We start from the raw sequence: 16,486 nt of genomic DNA on the forward strand, positions 1-16,486 counted from the left end.
AGCCCCGCCATTAAGGGATCGACAGGAACAGCCGCTGGGCCAATGCCGTATCCAGTTTGGCGCGGTACACGTCTATCACTTCTTGCGAGTTGAACGCCTTTGCATACAGCGCCTGTTCACTCAACCGGCGCTGGGCTGCCGTCTTGAGATGCGCCACATCGAACGCAGCCGCCGGGGTATCGAGCGCCTTGTAATGAAAGTGCGCGTACCACAGCGCTGCCCCCTGTTTGTCGTCGATGGCGTATTCCTGCAGGTAATCCTTGCGCTGACCGCGGGACAAGAACTTGCGCTCACCCACGCGCCGAATCCTGATTTCTCCCTGCGTAGTCAAATACTCCACATTGGGGCCCGTCGGCGGAAGTCGCTTGATCATGCTGATCCGCAAACGTTTACCCAACGCGCGCAACTTGATGGCCTCTGCCTTCAATTGTTCGCTCAGCGCCCGGGCTGCCTGTTTGCGCGTTTCGTTCAGGGTTTCCGCTTCAGCGCTGACGGCCGTCACAATCCGGTCGATCTGAACCGCCACCTCATCAAGGCTCTTGCCTTTGAATTCCAGAATCTCTTCGATTTCGACGGGGATTTTTGAAGTCATGGCGCTGGAACGGCTGGTTTCAATCGCACTGTCGACCTTGGCCAGCAGGCGTCGACCGTCAGCTACCAGCCGCGAGAGATCTCTGGATTGAGTGGCCAGTTGCACAGCCGGTCGACGTTGAGTGATTTCCTCCCACGCACCGTTTTCGACCTGCTTATAGGTATGGACGGACAGCCTGCCAAAGCCTTCGGTCACATCCACCACGCCGCCAGATTGACCCTCGGATGATTCGCGCGGGGCGCCGACCAATACCTGATGGGTGGTGGTTTTAATCACCTGTTGTGGCGCTCCGGATGTCGCCGTTTTTTTACTGAGTGCTGCATACGCCAATCGGCTGGGCCCCGGCCGCGGCTCTTCATAGTCAGAAGACGAACTTTCGGAATCGCGAATGACTTTTTCGAGCTGGGATTCTGCAAACACTCTCAAGTGCCTGACCACCTGAATGATCGGAGTGAGGTACTCGTTGCGAAAATGCTCGGACTCCAGATGGATCAGGTTCGCGCACAGACTTTCTGCTGTGTAGTACTGCTCGATAGCGCGGTCCAGCAGCGCAATCTGATCTTGGCCGTACAGCTGATTATCCATCCGCAAACTCAGTTGCGACCACGCCGTATCAACCAGTGCTGCACTGCCAAATAAGTTGAAGGCATGCTCTTCTTCCGCAGACAAGTTAACCGCCCCCCGACGGATTACCAGCTCACACAGGGTTTCCAGATACACAGCCGACCAATGACGATCGAAGTACTCATGTTCCTCCATGTTTTTTAGCTCGCGCAACGCACTGTCCTTGGGTAAAGGGCGCCCATCGACGTGCCTGAGGGCTTCAAGTTCCAGCGCCGAGTTGGAAAACAGTTTGGCTTCGATAGTGCGAGCTTTTTCCAGGTGCTCAATCCACGTTTCATACGAACTGACAGAACCGGCACTCATCTGTTGGACCACGTCCAGCGCCTTATCCAGAAAGTCCACTTGAGAGTTGTAGACCGGGAGGCTCTGGCGTTCAGACTCATAATAGTTTTGTAATTTGAAATGCTGCAGGGTCAAACTTACCCAGCAATGATGGAGAAACGTCGCACGCGACTCCAACGGCGAGATCGCTTCGACCTTGTCCAAGAGGTTGATCAGTTCGTGCATCTTCAGCCGCCAGCTTTCAAACTCAACGCTGAAACGCTCAAGAAACGTTGCCCGACGGTCAACTGCGATTTCCAGAAGCCCCTCGGTGACTTGCATCACGCGCTCATTGTCGTGAAGTTGGCCTTTGAGGATTTCAGCTTGCTGAAGCAGTTCGTCAACTTTCTTTTGTTTCTCTTCCCGCAGTTTCTTGATCCTGGATTTAGGCCCGCCTCCTTTTAAACCCAAGCGCAAATCCAATTGCCATTGACCCGAAAGGTCTTTCATCAGGCGAGGCCCTCGACGATCGGCTTGCTGTACATCCTGAATGTGCAAGCCTTCAGCATCACGCGCCACGCAATAGGTTTTGTCAGCGAGGCGCACGTAGGACAAACCTTGATACGTCAGGATTCCAGCCAATTCACCTACTTCAATCGGCGTGGCACCGGCCAGGTCAAAGGCCACTTCATAGGTTTCAAGCTCCAGACGCTGCGCGCCGGTCAAGCGCTGCGACGGACTAAACCAGTGCACGTCCAATGCCGAATAATGCTGCGCAGCCGAAGGGGTGAGGTCCGGCCGTTTTTTAGGGGTTATCAGCGGCAACACGGGAGGTTTCACCTGGGGCGCAGAAGGTGATTCATAACGTGAGAACAAGGGCTCATCAACAGGCACCCTCAGGCGCCGTCTGTCATTGGCCTGCGCCCTGAAATTCAGACCTTCCTGCAATAACGCCAGGCTGATGTTGAGCAACAGGTCGATCACCGACTCCAACGCGGCCTCTTTGTCCCCGCTCAAACGCGCATGCAGCGTGTTATCAATGCTCAGCAAGGTCTGGAGCAACCAGGCAGCCTTCTGCAATGGCCCATTGACGAAAAACGTGAGGCCATTGAACAAGGCCCAACCCGCTTTTTTAACCAACAGCCAACGCCGCTCAGCCACGGTGACGGTTTGTTTGTCCGCCAATGAAAGCAATGCCTGGGCATTGGCCTCAAACAGCGCGTCAAAGTAGTTACCCACTACGGCCTGAGTGCTCAACATCGCAGGACTGCGCGGTAACAGCGCCAGAAAGCCTTCCAGCAATACCCCCTCAAGATGCGGTCTGGCAAACCCGCCTTCAGCGTACAACGCGCGCGCATCATCATTAAGCCATTGCAGCACGCTGTAATTCAGGTCTTCAGATTCGCTGATGGCGGCAAACAATGCTGCCCATGTTGCACACTCCAGCAACGGTTCAGACGCGAAGGGTTGATAGAGGATAAACGGGCCTGTGCCGACCTGACGCGGGCCCAGTACAAACATGTTGGCGACATAATCGGTGGGCGCCCCCTCATAGGCGATGAAACCCAACGGCCGCACACAGAGGCCACTTTTCTCCAGTGTGTCGTGTGCATCGGGACGCATCAGGCCGTTCACGATGTTCCAGCCCTGTTGCGTAAACCCGGCTTCACCCTTGATCAGTTTTTCCAGGGCAAACAGCGGCAGTTGCACGCTCAGTTGGGACTTGAACAAGGTTTTACGACGCGCGACCTCATCCGCCTCATCAATCAGTAACCGTTTGATCTGCGCGATGTACTGCGAGCCAACATCCAGCTCGTCCACTAACTGCCGCGCATAATCTGCGGTGAACCAATCTGGCAAAACGGCGGCGTCGCGCCCCTGAACGCTAATAAGCCCGACAGGCCAGCCGCCGCGATAGCTCAGGACAAACTCGGTCAGGGGCAGCGTCTTATCGGTAAAAATCGGCAGGGTCAGCACTTCGACCCCGAGGTCATGAATCTCGACCCTGGCGATGTCGATGTCTGCGCCGGGGTGATCCCTGTCCAGCCGTTGTCTGATTAGCTGCTCGGCAAATGTCGGCAAGGCCTCGATCCCGTCCAGGAATGTTTTCCCCTGTGATTGCTGCTGAAACAAGGCTTGGGCAATCATCAGTTTGCTGTAGGCCAGCAGGTGCTGCGCCGATGCCTGCTTGAGCCATGCAGGCAATTTCGTCATGACATGGTTCAGCCACGGTCGGTCTTGCTCATTGAACAAAGGGAACATGCCCACAGCTGCATCCAGTTTCTGCTCCAGACGCAAGGCACTCCACTGTTCGCGCCGGGCCGTTTCGCCAAGCGCCTGCACAGTGCGCAACTGCTCATCCAGCAGGGTGCAGGAAAGTGCGGTAAAAAAGTCACCTTGCGGTTCATGCAACGCCCATGCAAACACTGGTTGTTCGAACGTGTCCTGAAGGCGGCGGGCCAGTTGGCTAGCGTGATCCGCCAACGATTCAAACACTTCAATACCGGATTCCAGGGAGTAACTCAGCACCAGCAGGCGCTGCTTCATCTGCCGCGTAACAAGCATCACACCGGGTAATTGAAAGCGCTCCACTCGTAGATTCTTGAGCGCCTGCAGGTAAACCAGGCACGCCCGCACCGGGGTTTCTTCCGTTCCTTTTTGGCGGCTTTCCCGGTCCGCAAAGCTGGCCACCACGGCCATCGAAACCGCTTGCTCATTGGTCAAGGCGGGGACGTATTGATCGTCAGCCAACGTCGATTGCAGCCCCCATTGCTGCACATGGCTCAACCACTGAAACGGCGATCTGCCTTGCCCGTTGCCCACACTGCAAAACTGCGTCAGCGCGTGCTGCCAAATGTCGATCAGCAACGCAGCGCATTCATTGATGGCCGTTTGCAGGTCATCCATGTGTACAGCCAATGGGTGGGGATCGCGCTCGCGGGTGTCGTCGGTCAACCGATGGAACCCCTGGATCAGGGTCACCGGCCGCGCATCAATGTAACTCTGGATCAGCATGTCCACCGGGGACATCAGCCGAAAGTGCCGGGGCATGCCGTTCTCGGGGGTGATTAAGGCGGCCGCCACTGGCCAAGGCTCAGCGATATGCAAACCGGTCACATCAAGGTCGAGGCTTGGGTACTTCTCTGCCAGCGCCTCATTGAGTTGGCGGGCCAGCACACTGAACAGCGTGGGACGCGGCGGAAAATGTTGGGCATTGAAGCTGCCCAGAACCTTGAAACGTGACAATAACCCGGGGGTCGTGGAGAGGGTTTTCATAGAGCGTCCATTGCGGTGGCATGTAAAGGCCAGTCCGCCCGGCGCTATGCCCGGGACTGGACTGTCTTTTCATTAAACGCAATGCACACCTTTCAACTGCGGTAGCGGGTTACTTCTCGCTTACACCTCTGTGCGCCGCCGTTGCACAAAACGATCGACGTACTCATCCGCTGGCGCGTTGAGTATTTGCTGCGGCGTCCCGACCTGTATCAATTGCCCGTCCTTGAGAATGGCAATGCGGTGGCCGATACGCAGCGCCTCATCCAGATCGTGGGTAATGAAGACAATGGTTTTTTGCAGCGTGCGCTGAAGTTCGAGCAGCTGGTCCTGCATTTCGGCGCGGATCAAGGGATCAAGCGCGCTGAAGGCTTCGTCCATCAGGATGATGTCGGTATCGGTGGCCAAGGCCCTTGCCAGCCCTACGCGCTGACGCATGCCCCCCGACAATTGATGAATCATCGCCTGTTCATAACCCTGCAAGCCCACCACGCCAATCCAGTGCCGTGCGCGCTCATTGCACTGCGCTTTGCTTTCGCCACGCACCTTGAGCCCGTAGGCCACGTTCTCCAGCACGGTGCGATGGGGCAACAGGCCAAAATTCTGAAACACCATGCTGATTTTATGGCGGCGCAGGTGACGCAAGGCTGACATGTCGTACTGAAGAATATCTTCACCATCGACCAGGATCTGACCGCTTGTAGGGTCGACCAAACGGTTCAGGTGGCGAACCAGCGTCGACTTGCCCGACCCGGACAGACCCATGATGACGAAGACCTCCCCCGCCTGGATCGACAGCGACAAATCATTGATGCCCACCACGCAGCCGGTTTCGGCCAGGACTTGATCCTTGCTTTTGCCCGCCCGAATCAGCGCCAGCACCTCTTTTTCGCGGTTGCCAAAGACCTTGAACACATGACGGACTTCGATTTTGCTCTCGGTCACTGCGCTCATTTACGCTCTCCGTGCCGTGGCCGACCATAAGCCTGAGTAATGCGATCAATCACCACGGCGAGAATCACAATGGCCAATCCTGCTTCCAACCCTTTGCCGACGTTGAGGGTTTGAATGCCCACCAGCACATCCTCGCCCAATCCCCTGGCCCCGATCATGGAAGCGATCACCACCATCGACAACGCCATCATGGTGGTCTGATTGATCCCGGCCATGATGCTCGGCAAGGCCAGTGGCAATTGCACGCCAAACAGTTGCTGCCACGGGGTGGCACCAAATGCGTTGATGGCCTCCATCACTTCGCGATCCACCTGGCGAAGGCCCAGATCGGTGAGGCGGATCAACGGGGGTACGGCATAAATGACCGTGGCGAAAATGGCCGGAACTTTGCCCAGACCGAACAGCATCAGCACCGGGATCAGGTAAACGAAACTGGGCATGGTTTGCATGATGTCGAGCAACGGCATCATCACCGCCCGCAGACGATTGCTGCGCGCCGCCAGAATGCCCAAGGGAATGCCGACGAGCACCGAAATCACGGTGGCCACCATCATCAACGCCAGGGTCTGCATCAGCTTGTCCCAAAGCCCGACCGCACCGACCAGGAACAGCAAGCCGACGATTAACAGCGTACTGATGATCTTGCGGGTGGCATGCCAGGCAATGGCGCCGACGATGGCCAGCATCAGCCACCACGGCGTCAGGCGCAGCAGGTTTTCAAGGTGAATAATGGCCCACAGCAACGTGTCAGAGATGTTGCGCAACACATCCCCATAATTGCTTACCAGCGCATCGACCCCATCGTTGACCCAACCGGCGATGGAGAACGTCAGATTTTCAGGAAACATGCGCGGCTCTTGTTCTGAGACATAGGCGACTTATAACGCCGATTTAACTTTTTGGGCGGCCTCAGGGGTTACCCATTTCTCCCAAATCTGCGGCTGTTCACGCAGGAAAGCCAGCGCGGCCTTACGCGGTTCGGTTCGTTTTTCACTCATTTGCGCCAGCGTCTGATTCAGCAGGTCGATCGGGAAGTCGACCTTCTCATAAAACTGCACCAACTGCGGGTACTCGGATTTGAAGGGGGCAGAAACGCCAATCGCCAATTTCGCAGGCAACGAACGCGTGCCCTTGGGGTTTGGATCGTTCGCGTCGGTCAGGGTTTTCCAGGCCTGGGCATCAAATGGAGGCTCTTCCAGCTTGATCAACGGGTAGCGCCCGATCAGAGGTGTCGGGGACCAGTAATAGAACAGCACCGGCTTGCCGCGTTTGATCGAAGAACTGATCTCGGCATCCAGCGCAGCCCCGGAACCGGTCCGGAAATTCACAAAATCTTTATCCAGCCCGTAGGCTTTGAGCTTTTGACTGTTAACGGTTTCAGACGTCCAGCCGCTGGGACTGTTGAGAAAGCGCCCGCGGCTCGGGTCTTCCTGATCGCGGAATACATCCTTGTAACGGGCCAGATCGCTGACGGACTTCAGCTCGGGCGCCAAGGGCTCGATCCCTTTTTTCGGATCGCCTTTGATAACGTACTCCGGTACCCACCACCCTTCGCTGGCGTTTTTCACGATATCGCCCAGGCCGAAGACCTTGCCTTGTGCTTCAGCCTTGACCCACACCGGACTGCGCCCGGCCCACTCTTCGCCGATCACCTGAATATCGTTTTTAGCCAACGCCGCTTCAAGGCTCACAGTGCTGCCTGGCAATGTGTCGGTGCTGATGCCGTAGCCCTTTTCAGTGAGCTGGCGCAGCACCTCAGTGATAAAACTGCCGCTTTCCCACGTGAGATCTGCGAAATGAACCGGTGTTGCCTGGCTTTGTGCCCACACCGGTTGCGTGACGATCCCAAAGGCCAGAAGCGAGCCACTGAGCCATTTTTTAAGATTGTTCATACGGATTCTCTTGTTGTGTTGTGTCGGCGTTATTGGAGCATTAATGGTTTTGAACAACGAAGGTGACGCAAGGTTCAGGTCAGTACTGACTGAACAAGGGGATATGTCCAACCTTAGCAGTCATACCGTCCAGCGGGCGGTGACGCTTAATGGTAAGAACACGTATTTGGCTGTTGTTGAGGCGCTGGGAATGATTGTGCAAAGCCGCACGGATTGAGCACGGCCTATAAATCGCAGGCACAAAAAAAGCAGCCCGTAGGCTGCTTTTATGTGTTTTTTGAAACTGCGTTGCTCAAAAAAACAAAATTTGGAGCGGGAAACGAGACTCGAACTCGCGACCCCGACCTTGGCAAGGTCGTGCTCTACCAACTGAGCTATTCCCGCAAAATGGCGTCCCCTAGGGGACTCGAACCCCTGTTACCGCCGTGAAAGGGCGGTGTCCTAGGCCACTAGACGAAGGGGACGTTGCCCAAAACATACGTTGTATGTCTCAGTGCCAGCCGCATCAAACTCAATTGCTGCGCTGGCGTTTCACTCAACCTCACCCGAAGGCAAAGCTGCTGGTGACACAAAAAAAATCAGCCTCAGCTGATCTTTTTATGCTTCCTGAATGTTGCTTGACTTCAGAAAACAAAATTTGGAGCGGGAAACGAGACTCGAACTCGCGACCCCGACCTTGGCAAGGTCGTGCTCTACCAACTGAGCTATTCCCGCAATAATGGCGTCCCCTAGGGGACTCGAACCCCTGTTACCGCCGTGAAAGGGCGGTGTCCTAGGCCACTAGACGAAGGGGACGTTGCCCGAAACATACGCTGCATGTTTCAGTGCCAATCACATTGACCGAAGCTAATGTTTTGGCTTTCACTCAACCCCGCCCGAGAGCGAAGCTGCTTAAAAATGGAGCGGGAAACGAGACTCGAACTCGCGACCCCGACCTTGGCAAGGTCGTGCTCTACCAACTGAGCTATTCCCGCATTGGCGTCCCCTAGGGGACTCGAACCCCTGTTACCGCCGTGAAAGGGCGGTGTCCTAGGCCACTAGACGAAGGGGACACGCTACAACTTCACTGGTTACTGCGTTTCGCTGTGTGCTTTACGCTGCAATTGGCGCGCATTCTAGGGATGGTTTTAGAAGTCGTCAACCCCAATATGAAAATATATTGAAATCAATGACTTCCCCAAACTTAAGGCCATTTCCTACGCCGTCTAGCGCCCAAGTCCTGACGCCTATATTCCGACATCCTACAAGGAGTTATAGTTGGCACCGCACAATAGTGGCACTCTGTACCACATCCAACACATCTGCCTCTTTATAGACGAGAGCTCTGACCTTCAAGATTGTTCGCAACACCAAAATAAAGCCCATTGACTATCCAAAGAGGTTTTCACGTTGACACCATCCATGATCACCCTGCTTGTAGTGGCCGGGATCGTCCTATTGATCGCCATCGGTTACATGAACCATGTGGTGGAAAACAACAAACTCGAAAAGGCGCGCCTGAAGGTCGAACTGACTGACCGCGTTCGTCGTTGCAGCGAAGTCAGCGAAACCTTCCCCGGCCAATTGATGTCGCCCGGCTTAAAGCACTTGCTGACACGCCTGGAGCTCAATGCCTGCCAGCGCCTGCTGCATCTGGATAAGAACAGTGCGCCAGTCAAGGCGCGTATTGCCGAGCTGAACGCACTGGTGGGCCAAGGCGAGTCGATCCCCGTCAATAACCCGCCCGGCCCGATCCTGACTGAAGCCAAGGCCAAGGATGTGCGTTTCTTGTTGGAAACATTGCACGGGCAAATCACCCGCGCGGTGCAAGATGGCTTTCTGCCTACCAATGAAGCCAAACGCTGGATCAAAGAGATCCGCCATTTGCTGGTCGTGCTGCACATCGAATTCTTCAACAACCTTGGGCAGTTGGCCTTCCAGCAAAATCAGCCGGGGCAGGCACGCCTTGCCTATGAACGCGGCGCCCAGTACCTGCGCAAACAACCTGAACCCGCCATGTACAGCAGCGCGTTGAAGGAAATGGAAGAACAACTGGCGCGTGCAAATTCGCTGGTGCTTACCAAGCTTGAGCCGACAAAGGATGAGGTCAACGAACTGACCGAGGGCTTGAAAACTGACGAAGCTGATGCGGACTGGAAGAAAAAGGTCATCTACGACTGATGCCCTGATTGCCAATCGATAAAAGGACAAGCTCATCCCTTGTCCTTTTTTTTGCATTCGCGAAAGCGTGATGAGTGAGCCGGACACGCCCATGCATGCAGATAACCACGTACGAAGCCGTCTCACCCTCGACTACACGGCTAAACAACGCACGCACGGGTGCGCAAGGAATGCAGGCAAAAACAATCAAGGAATGGGTATCGGTCGCCCGGACGGGCCAGAGGATCTTGCAGAACAGCCGCATGGAAGCAGCCAGACAGGCTGCCTCCATGCATCACATCAGGCTACCGGATTGATAGGCTTTTCCGGGTACCACACGTCGAGCAGCGGGCTCACTTCAACGCTGGTCAGCTCTGGACGAGCTTTCAGCCAGGCTTCAACAGCGGCACGCTGCTCTTCGCTGACCGAACCGCGCTTCTGCAGGCACACCAGACCGTAGTCGTCGCCGCCAACATAACCAAGGCCGTTGGCTTCCATGGCTTCTTTCAAGAACGCTTCGAGGAAAGCGTCGATAGCTTCTTCCGACAGGTCTTCTTTGAAATCCAGGTTCAGCTCAAAACCCAACTCCTGAAATTCATCAACGCACAGCTTTTTGCGCAGACGCTGGGAACGATTAGTAGCCATTGAACAATCCTCTTAAGTAATAACGGCGGCACTTTACCAGTTTCGAGCTGTACGTGCCCGGTTCAGTGTGGACGGCTCATCGTTTTGTGCATTTAATCAATGCACGTGTGTATCACGGCAATGCACAAGACTGACGACCTTGGGGCATAATGCCGTCACTTTCATGACCATTGAGGGAATTTTCATCATGCCCTCGTATTTTTTCCCCTCGCCTGCAGGGTATTACTTTTTATGATCAAGTCTTTACGTCCACTGCTACTCGCCGGGTTGATGCTGCCATTTGCCTTTGGGGCCAACGCAGCCCCGGTCAACACCACACTTTCGCCCAAGGTTCAGCAGGCGCTCAAAACCAACAAATTGCAAAACAACGCACTATCACTGGTGATGCTGCCGCTCAACGGCCCCGGCGTACCGACTGTGTTCAATGCTGATGTCTCAATGAACCCGGCCTCCACCATGAAGCTGGTCACCACCTACGCAGCCCTGGAAATGCTCGGCCCTACCCATCAGTGGAAAACCGAGTTTTACACCGATGGCACGCTGAGCAACGGCATCCTGCAGGGCAACCTCTATCTCAAAGGCGGCGGCGACCCCAAGCTGAACATGGAAAAGCTGTGGCTACTGATGCGCGACCTGCGTGCCAATGGCGTGCAACAAGTCACCGGGGATCTGGTGCTGGACCGCAGCTTCTTCGAGCAACCGCAATTGCCAGTGTTTGATGACGACGGCAATGACAAGAACAAGCCGTTCCTGGTCAAGCCCGACGCGCTGATGGTCAACCTCAAGGCGCTGCGCTTTGTTGCACGCAACGACTCAGGCAAGGTCTTGATATCAGTTGAGCCGCCGATTGCCAGCATCCGCGTGGACAATCAGGTAAAAGCCGTCAACGCCAAGCAATGCACGGGTGACGTGCGTTACAACCCGGTGCCGCAGCCGGACGGCTCAGTACTTGTAACCGTCACGGGTCAATTGGGCGATGGCTGCAACTCGCAGACCTACTTGTCGCTGCTTGACCACGCCACGTATACCGCAGGCGCCGTTCGCGCGATCTGGAAAGAACTGGGCGGCAGTATTCTGGGGCAAGATCGCCAGGGTTCCGTCCCTAAAAGCGCCAAAGTCCTGGCCCGCGCCTTCTCGCCAGACCTCGCTGAAATCATTCGTGACATCAACAAGTACAGCAACAACACCATGGCTCAGCAGTTGTTTCTGAGCCTGGGTGCGCAGTTCCGCACGGATGCCGACGGCGATGACGCCAAAGCAGCCCAGCGTGTGGTTCGTCAGTGGCTGGCCAAGAAAGGCATCACGGCGCCGCACCTGGTGATGGAGAACGGCTCAGGCCTGTCTCGTGCCGAGCGGGTCAGCGCCCGTGAAATGGCTCAAATGCTCCAGGCCGCCTGGAAAAGCCCCTACGCCGCCGAGTTCATCAGCTCCATGCCCATTGCTGGCAAGGACGGCACGATGCGCAAGCGTCTGAAAACCACCGCCATGAACGGTCAGGCTCACATCAAGACCGGCACTCTCAACACGGTGCGTGCGATCTCGGGCTTTAGCCGTGATAGCAATGGCAACACCTGGGCCGTGGTGGCCATTCTCAATGACCCACGCCCATGGGGCGCCTCGGCCGTCCTCGACCAGGTCCTGCTGGATCTTTATCGTCAACCGCAACTGCCGAACAGTGCGATTTCAATCGCCCAATAAGGCTTTTACGAAGCCATAAAAAACGCCCCGGCTCACTCGAGCCGGGGCGTTTTTGTGTATGGCCTCTGTCATCCCTGCCTGCAGCCCGGGATGACAGGTGCGCGATCAACGCGCCGTGATTTTCCAGGCGCGGTGAATCTTGCTGTTGCGGGCAAAATCCGGATCAATCGTGCTGGCAGTGATTTCTTCGACGGCGTAACGCGCTTCCAGGTGCTCATCGAGGATGAACTTGCGGAAGTTGTTGGAGAAATACAACACACCGCCGGGCGCCAGACGCGCCATCGCCAGGTCCAGCAATTGCACGTGGTCACGCTGGACATCGAAGATGCCTTCCATGCGCTTGGAATTGGAAAAGGTCGGCGGATCGATAAAGATCAGGTCGTACTCTTCCCGGCATGCATCGAGCCATACCATCACATCGCCCTGCTCCAGACGGTTCTTGTCTGAAAAACCGTTGAGCGACAAATTACGACGCGCCCAGTCCAGGTAAGTTTTGGACAAATCCACGCTCGTGGTGCTGCGCGCGCCCCCTTTAGCGGCGTGAACACTGGCGGTTGCGGTGTAGCAATACAGGTTCAGGAAACGCTTGCCGGCCGCCTCGCGCTGAATCCTCATGCGCATCGGGCGGTGGTCGAGGAACAGACCGGTATCCAGGTAGTCCGTCAGGTTGACCAGCAGCTTCACGCCGCCTTCATTGACCTCGGTGAACTTGCCTTGCGCGCTTTGGCGCTCGTACTGCTTGGTCCCGCTCTGGCGCTCGCGCCGCTTGACGATCACACGGCTTTTATCGACGTTCAATGCCTGAGGAATGGCCGCCAGCGCATCGAACATGCGCGCCGAGGCTTTTTCCGGGTCAATGGATTTGGGCGCTGCATACTCCTGAACGTGCACCCAGTCGTGGTACAGATCAATCGCCATCGAGTATTCAGGCATGTCTGCATCGTAGACACGGTAGCAATCGATGCCTTCGCGCTTGACCCATTTGCCCAAGGCTTTGAGGTTCTTTTGCAGACGATTGGCGAACATTTGCCCGCCTTCGCTCAAACGCGGCTGCTCAACCACCACGGGAACCGGCTTGATCGGGTTACCGTTCTTGTTGAATTTTTCGTATTTACCCGGTGCTTCAATGTTGGACGGCAGATCGGACTCAGCCTGCTCGCGCTCAGCCTGACGCTGCTCAGGGGTACGACGCTCACCCGTCACGAACTGGTCCGGCACGACCTTGATCAGCAGCAACTTGCACGGCAAGGCGCCGTTCCAGAATGAATACTGTTTGTGGCTGCGAATACCCATGCGCTTGCCCAGGTCAGGCGCGCCGGTGAACACAGCCGCCTCCCAGTTCAAACAGGCCTGACGCAGGCGCTCGCCCAGGTTCTGGTAGAGATAGAGCAGGCTCGCCTCATCGCCCAGGCGCTCGCCATACGGCGGGTTACAAATGACCAGGCCTTTCTGGTTCTGATCCGGGCGAGGTTCGAACGTCGCAACTTCACCTTGGTAAATCTTGATCCAGTGACTCAGACCGGCGCGCTCGATGTTGTTGCGCGCAGGCTGGATCAGGCGCGGATCGGCTTCATAACCCCGAATCCACAATGGCGGTTTTGACATGCCCGCCTCAGCCCGCTCAGTGGCTTGCTGGTGAAGTTTCTTCCAGATCGCCGGTACGTGGCCGAGCCAGGCGTCAAAGCCCCAATGAATGCGGTTGAGGTTAGGCGCCATGTCGGCGGCAATCATCGCGCCCTCGACCAAAAATGTGCCCACACCGCACATCGGGTCAGCCAGCGCAGCGCCTTCAGCTGCCATGCGCGGCCAGCCCGCACGAATCAGGATGGCTGCTGCAAGGTTTTCCTTGAGCGGCGCAGCGCCTTGCTGCAAGCGATAACCGCGCTGGTGCAGGCTGCTGCCTGACAGATCCAGCGACAGAATGGCTTCACCCCGATCCAGTCGCAGGTGGATACGCAAATCAGGGCTGATTTTGTCGATCGACGGACGCTCGCCGGACGGCGTGCGCAATTTGTCGACAATGGCGTCTTTGACTTTCAACGCACCAAAGTGGGTGTTGTCGATGCCGGAGCCGTGGCCGCTGAACTCCACCGCCAAGGTGCCATCGGGCACCATGTGATCCTGCCAGTCAACCTCCAGCACGCCGTGATAGAGGTCCTCGGCGTCCTTCATCGGAAAGCGCTTGAGCACCAGTAATACGCGGTTAGCAAGACGCGACCAGAGACACAGACGGTAGGCAGTTTCCATATCTGCAGTACCACGAATGGCCGAGGTATGCTCGCGAGCGTCCTCAAGGCCAAGGCTTTTGGCCTCATCAAGGAGCAAGCCTTCAAGGCCTTTCGGGCAGGTAAGGAAGAGTTCGTAACGATCCGACATGGGATTCCTGAGCTTTTAGCTATCTGTGAAGAGGCAACGCATTGCCTGCTCCGTTTTCAATCAAGCGCTTTTCTTGAAGAGCGCTCGCGTGGCACGAGACTGTGCCGGTCCATCCCCGCGCCCAACCTTGCCCGCAGGCATGAAGAGTTTAGACGCTGAGACAGGTCATTCATCTTGAAACAAAGGGACATATTCAGACCCTTCGTCGAATAGTACCCGAGCAAATAAGGCGGTCATTCGCAGCGGAGAATGAAACGCATCATCTTTGCAAACACTCGCAGGATCAGGCTTTGGTCGTAGAAAGGGGCAAAAGGCCTCCCTTTCTTATGGCCTGAACACCACTATCGTTACGTCCTTATGACAAAACGATCATTCACACACCCAACCACATTGGTTAGAACTGAACGCAGGTTGTCACCGCGCAGGTGATAACAAAAATGCTCGCCACGCCGGCAGCGAGCCACCCACGGCAGAAGCACTCTGCCCCGACCTGAGTCAGGTCGACGCGATATAAAACAGTCAACAAGTGAGGGCAATACCCTATGAGAAGACTTAAGCGTGATCCGTTGGAAAGAGCTTTCTTGCGCGGATACCAATATGGCGTTAACGGAAAGTCCCGTGAGCTTTGCCCTTTTACTCTACCGTCGGTGCGCCAGGCATGGATTAATGGCTGGCGCGAAGGACGCGGCGACAACTGGGACGGTATGACAGGCACTGCGGGCATCCACAGACTCAACGAACTTCACGCCGTCGGCTAACTCTGGGCACATTCCGACATCACCTCGAATACGCAACACGTTAACCATGTCGTCCTATCCGGGCGGCGGGCTGCGGCCCAAGGGCTCCTTCAAGGAGCCCTTTTTATTGGGTGTTTATCGACGGGTGATGGCCGAAATGGCATCCACTGATTCGCGAATCAGCGCTGGCCCTTTGTAAATGAAGCCGGAATAAATCTGCACCAAACTGGCACCCGCCTCGATTTTCTCAGCCGCATGCTTGCCTTCAGTGATACCCCCCGCCGCAATAATCGGCATCCGGCCAGCAAGTTCTTCAGCCAGGACCTTGACGGTATGGGTGCTTTTTTCTCGTACGGGCGCACCCGACAGGCCGCCTGCCTCATCCCCATGCTCCATGCCCTCCACACCGACGCGACTCAACGTCGTGTTGGTGGCGATCACCGCGTCCATGCCGGTTTCCAGCAAGGCACGCGCGACGAGCACGGTTTCTTCATCTGTCATGTCAGGTGCAATCTTGATCGCTAGCGGTACACGCTTGCCGTGACGCTGCGTAAGCTCGTTCTGACGCAGCTGTAAGGCCTCCAAAAGCTGCTTGAGTGAATCACCGAACTGAAGCGTGCGTAGACCCGGAGTATTCGGAGAACTGACGTTGACCGTCACGTAGCTCGCGTGAGCGTAAACCTTGTCCAGGCAAATCAAATAATCATCAACGGCCCGCTCAACCGGTGTATCGAAATTCTTGCCGATGTTGATGCCCAGGATCCCGCTGTATTTGGCCGCCTGCACACGGGTCAACAAATGATCGACCCCCAGGTTGTTGAAGCCCATGCGATTGATAATGGCCTGCGCTTCAGGCAAGCGAAAAATCCGCGGCTTGGGATTACCGGGCTGAGGGCGCGGCGTCACGGTGCCGATCTCCACAAACCCGAACCCCAATTGGGCAAATCCATCAATCGCCGCCCCGTTTTTATCCAGGCCTGCGGCCAACCCTACCGGATTAGGGAACTCAAGCCCCATGACGCTAACGGGCAGCTTGGCTGGCGCCTTGCACAGCAAACTGTTCAGCCCCAAACGGCCGCCCGCTCCGATCAAATCCAGAGACAGATCATGCGAGGTTTCAGGGGAAAGTTTGAAGAGCAACTGGCGGGCCAGGTTATACATGGGCTCGATGGTCTCGGAAGGCGGCTGAAAGTGAGCGCGATTATAGCCGTGCCGAGCGGTAAGACGCGAGGGAAGTGTGGGACGCCGTTTCAGGCCTTCCCGGCTTGAGACATCGGGACTAAATCGCAGACAAA

General features: G+C 56.2%; 10 protein-coding genes and 6 tRNA genes. 3 read left to right on the forward strand and 13 right to left on the reverse strand.

Annotated features, from left to right (window positions below; all coding sequences use genetic code 11):
* Window positions 1-10: 10 nt before the first annotated feature.
* From BKD70_RS00900 to BKD70_RS00945, 10 genes are all read right to left on the reverse strand, one after another.
* Window positions 11-4,753, reverse strand: coding sequence for a dermonecrotic toxin domain-containing protein (locus tag BKD70_RS00900; RefSeq protein ID WP_047276283.1), 4,743 nt, complete (start codon window positions 4,751-4,753; stop codon window positions 11-13).
* A 120-nt stretch (window positions 4,754-4,873) separates the two neighbouring features.
* Complete coding sequence (locus BKD70_RS00905) at window positions 4,874-5,704, reverse strand: glycine betaine/L-proline ABC transporter ATP-binding protein (protein ID WP_052892188.1); 831 nt, start codon at window positions 5,702-5,704, stop codon at window positions 4,874-4,876.
* On the reverse strand, window positions 5,701-6,552 hold the full coding sequence (locus tag BKD70_RS00910; protein WP_047276285.1) for a proline/glycine betaine ABC transporter permease: 852 nt from the start codon (window positions 6,550-6,552) through the stop codon (window positions 5,701-5,703). The genes BKD70_RS00905 and BKD70_RS00910 overlap by 4 nt, the downstream gene beginning before the upstream one ends.
* A 30-nt stretch (window positions 6,553-6,582) precedes the next feature.
* Complete coding sequence (locus BKD70_RS00915) at window positions 6,583-7,596, reverse strand: ABC transporter substrate-binding protein (RefSeq protein WP_047276287.1); 1,014 nt, start codon at window positions 7,594-7,596, stop codon at window positions 6,583-6,585.
* Window positions 7,597-7,904: 308 nt separating this feature from the next.
* Window positions 7,905-7,980, reverse strand: a tRNA-Gly gene (locus BKD70_RS00920).
* 4 nt (window positions 7,981-7,984) lie between these two features.
* Window positions 7,985-8,060, reverse strand: a tRNA-Glu gene (locus BKD70_RS00925).
* Between the two features lie 174 nt (window positions 8,061-8,234).
* A tRNA-Gly gene (locus BKD70_RS00930) sits at window positions 8,235-8,310 on the reverse strand.
* Window positions 8,311-8,315: 5 nt separating this feature from the next.
* A tRNA-Glu gene (locus tag BKD70_RS00935) sits at window positions 8,316-8,391 on the reverse strand.
* A 103-nt stretch (window positions 8,392-8,494) separates the two neighbouring features.
* A tRNA-Gly gene (locus BKD70_RS00940) sits at window positions 8,495-8,570 on the reverse strand.
* A gap of 2 nt (window positions 8,571-8,572) precedes the next feature.
* A tRNA-Glu gene (locus BKD70_RS00945) sits at window positions 8,573-8,648 on the reverse strand.
* 349 nt (window positions 8,649-8,997) lie between these two features.
* Here BKD70_RS00945 and BKD70_RS00950 point away from each other — a divergent pair.
* Complete coding sequence (locus tag BKD70_RS00950; RefSeq protein WP_047276289.1) at window positions 8,998-9,756, forward strand: hypothetical protein; 759 nt, start codon at window positions 8,998-9,000, stop codon at window positions 9,754-9,756.
* 279 nt (window positions 9,757-10,035) lie between these two features.
* Here BKD70_RS00950 and BKD70_RS00955 read toward each other — a convergent pair whose 3' ends face one another.
* Window positions 10,036-10,380 (reverse strand): YggL family protein, encoded by a 345-nt coding sequence (locus tag BKD70_RS00955; protein WP_047276290.1) that lies wholly within the window; start codon window positions 10,378-10,380, stop codon window positions 10,036-10,038.
* Window positions 10,381-10,611: 231 nt separating this feature from the next.
* Here BKD70_RS00955 and dacB point away from each other — a divergent pair, with 231 nt between their 5' ends.
* A complete protein-coding gene (dacB, locus tag BKD70_RS00960; protein ID WP_047276292.1) occupies window positions 10,612-12,078 on the forward strand; it encodes a D-alanyl-D-alanine carboxypeptidase/D-alanyl-D-alanine-endopeptidase in 1,467 nt (488 codons plus the stop codon).
* A gap of 105 nt (window positions 12,079-12,183) precedes the next feature.
* Here dacB and rlmKL read toward each other — a convergent pair whose 3' ends face one another.
* The gene (rlmKL, locus tag BKD70_RS00965) at window positions 12,184-14,454 is read right to left on the reverse strand and encodes a bifunctional 23S rRNA (guanine(2069)-N(7))-methyltransferase RlmK/23S rRNA (guanine(2445)-N(2))-methyltransferase RlmL (RefSeq protein WP_047276294.1); all 2,271 of its coding nucleotides are present in this window, start codon (window positions 14,452-14,454) and stop codon (window positions 12,184-12,186) included.
* Between the two features lie 542 nt (window positions 14,455-14,996).
* On the opposite strand from rlmKL, the gene rmf reads away from it, so the two are divergent.
* Entirely contained in the window at window positions 14,997-15,212 is a 216-nt protein-coding gene (gene rmf / locus BKD70_RS23995; protein ID WP_010448881.1) for a ribosome modulation factor, read from the forward strand.
* Between the two features lie 114 nt (window positions 15,213-15,326).
* Here rmf and BKD70_RS00970 read toward each other — a convergent pair whose 3' ends face one another.
* A complete protein-coding gene (locus BKD70_RS00970; RefSeq protein WP_047276296.1) occupies window positions 15,327-16,352 on the reverse strand; it encodes a quinone-dependent dihydroorotate dehydrogenase in 1,026 nt (341 codons plus the stop codon).
* Window positions 16,353-16,486 lie beyond the last annotated feature (134 nt).

It is taken from the genome of Pseudomonas sp. BS-2016, from assembly GCF_001806145.1.
Lineage (GTDB): Bacteria > Pseudomonadota > Gammaproteobacteria > Pseudomonadales > Pseudomonadaceae > Aquipseudomonas > Aquipseudomonas lundensis.

What these genes read in the sequence shown, in the direction of transcription:
- BKD70_RS00900 (WP_047276283.1), bottom strand. Translation starts at nt 4,753, where the DNA reads ATGAAAACCCTCTCCACGACCCCCGGGTTATTGTCACGTTTCAAGGTT.
- BKD70_RS00905 (WP_052892188.1), bottom strand. Translation starts at nt 5,704, where the DNA reads ATGAGCGCAGTGACCGAGAGCAAAATCGAAGTCCGTCATGTGTTCAAG.
- BKD70_RS00910 (WP_047276285.1), bottom strand. Translation starts at nt 6,552, where the DNA reads ATGTTTCCTGAAAATCTGACGTTCTCCATCGCCGGTTGGGTCAACGAT.
- BKD70_RS00915 (WP_047276287.1), bottom strand. Translation starts at nt 7,596, where the DNA reads ATGAACAATCTTAAAAAATGGCTCAGTGGCTCGCTTCTGGCCTTTGGG.
- BKD70_RS00950 (WP_047276289.1), top strand. Translation starts at nt 8,998, where the DNA reads ATGATCACCCTGCTTGTAGTGGCCGGGATCGTCCTATTGATCGCCATC.
- BKD70_RS00955 (WP_047276290.1), bottom strand. Translation starts at nt 10,380, where the DNA reads ATGGCTACTAATCGTTCCCAGCGTCTGCGCAAAAAGCTGTGCGTTGAT.
- dacB (WP_047276292.1), top strand. Translation starts at nt 10,612, where the DNA reads ATGATCAAGTCTTTACGTCCACTGCTACTCGCCGGGTTGATGCTGCCA.
- rlmKL (WP_047276294.1), bottom strand. Translation starts at nt 14,454, where the DNA reads ATGTCGGATCGTTACGAACTCTTCCTTACCTGCCCGAAAGGCCTTGAA.
- rmf (WP_010448881.1), top strand. Translation starts at nt 14,997, where the DNA reads ATGAGAAGACTTAAGCGTGATCCGTTGGAAAGAGCTTTCTTGCGCGGA.
- BKD70_RS00970 (WP_047276296.1), bottom strand. Translation starts at nt 16,352, where the DNA reads ATGTATAACCTGGCCCGCCAGTTGCTCTTCAAACTTTCCCCTGAAACC.